Origin of the sequence: Caloramator sp. ALD01, from assembly GCF_000472625.1 — a bacterium.
In the GTDB taxonomy this organism is placed as follows: domain Bacteria; phylum Bacillota; class Clostridia; order Clostridiales; family Caloramatoraceae; genus Thermobrachium; species Thermobrachium proteoclasticum.
On sequence record NZ_AXAA01000067.1, the window covers coordinates 1 to 1,921 of the forward strand.

1 protein-coding gene is annotated in these 1,921 nt (G+C 33.7%); it reads left to right on the plus strand.

The features are described from left to right. Positions 1 to 210 precede the first annotated feature (210 nt). Positions 211 to 1,374: an ROK family protein gene (locus tag A3M9_RS0112240; protein ID WP_027309430.1), complete on the plus strand. Its 1,164-nt coding sequence runs from the start codon at positions 211 to 213 to the stop codon at positions 1,372 to 1,374. The last annotated feature ends 547 nt before the right edge of the window (positions 1,375 to 1,921 follow it).

Genomic DNA, 1,921 nt, shown 5'->3' on the forward strand with positions numbered 1-1,921 from the left:
AAACATAAAAGACCTCCAAAAAAATATTTATGCATATTTATTATACCATAATATTTTTTCGGAGGTCTCCCACCCAGGTGAAATGTGACATTTTTTATAAAGTGTAAAATTTCACCTGGGTTTTTGTGCAAGTTGTTATGGTTTATTAAATAAATTAACATTGAAAATTGTTAAAATTCTTTCTATAATGGTAAAAGGGGGGGAGTATCTATGGATAATATTGTACCAGGAAGCTTTCAGCTTATGAAAAAAATAAATACTGGTCTCATTATAGATGTAATAAGGCTAAAGGGACCTATATCAAGGGCAGAAATAGCAAAGATATTGAATTTAACACCAGCAACAGTCACAAATATAACGGCAGAATTAATTAATAAAAATATAATTGTAGAAAGTGACCTTGGACAATCTACAGGTGGGAGAAAGCCAATTCTTCTTAAAATAAATGCTGATTCATATTATATTTTATCGGTACATATAGGTTCTACAAGAATTAGAACTGCAGTTTTAAATATGGAGTCAAAGATAATTGATAAGATAACGGTTAAAACAACTCCAAACACAACCTATGAAGAGGCATTGAATATCATTAAGGATGGTATAGAAGAATTAGTTAAAGAAAACGAAATTAATAAGGAAAAATTACTTGGAATTGGAATAGCAGCCCACGGTATAGTAGATGCTGAAAAGGGTAAAATTGTATATTCTCCCAATTATGGGTGGAAAAATAAAGATATAAGAACAGATATAGAAAAAATATTTGATGTACCAGCATTTTTGGATAGAGACGTAAGAGCAATGGCACTTAGTGAGAGCTGGTATGGTGCAGGTAAATATGTAGATCAATTTATAAGTGTTAAGATTGGTTATGGAGTAGGTATGTCCTTAATTAATAATAAGCAGCAGATGAGGGGATATACTGATGGCTTTGGAGAATTTGGGCATACTAAGGTTTGTTTTGATGGCCCGCTTTGTAGCTGTGGAAATAGAGGTTGTATTGAGACATTTAGTTCAGAAAAGGCAGTAGAGAGATATGCGGCAGAGTTAGGACTTGATAAGGATTGTATGGCTATACACGAGTTATCCTTAAAGGGCGATGAAAGGGCTATTTCTGCAATAAATAGAGCATCGGAATATTTAGGTCTTGCAGTTGCTAATTTAATTAATACATTTAATCCACAACTTATTGTATTAGGTGGAGATTTAATTGATGTTAATGATTACTATTTAAATGGTACAATTGAAAATGCAAAGAAGTATGCACTACCAGACCTTTTTGAAAGCTGCGAGATAAAGAGGGCAGATACCAAAGGCGATGCAATTATAAAGGGTGCTGCAGTTTTAGTACTTGATAATTTATTTGATAATATATAAATATAAAGTCACCTGCTTTTATGGCAGGTGACTTTATGGTATGTGTGCCCAGCATGGGCGACAGCTTGGCGGCGAAAGTCTGCTATGGGCTTGGTAGTGTGAACCATTAGCCAATGGCAGGGTGTCCATCGTGAGGTGGAATCTAAAGAAAGCCGGAGGCAAAGTCCTGGCTCGATGAACAAGAACCACATACGAGGCTGATTTGAGGCGGACGAGTTTGCATAACAAAACAAAGTCCAGTGTGAGAGGACGCTGAATAAAATAATTATTCAGCTCATACTCGATTTTAAAAAGCACTATTTAGAAGTTGAAAAGATAAGATTAGTTATAGCCAATGAAGAAGCTAAATAAAATTCCTTAAAGGTTTTTTGAGTTACAGCTGACAAGTAGGTTTGTTTATAATTAGAATGTCATTTGATTTAGAAATAAGTGTTTTTATATAACTAAGTGTGAAATGTCACATTTCACTTGGGTGGGAGACCTCCGAAAAAATCAAATTATTTTTAAAAACATACTATATATAGTTGCGCATATTATCTTTTATTCA

Coding starts and splice junctions, on each gene's coding strand:
- A3M9_RS0112240 (WP_027309430.1), top strand. CDS start 211: ATGGATAATATTGTACCAGGAAGCTTTCAGCTTATGAAAAAAATAAAT.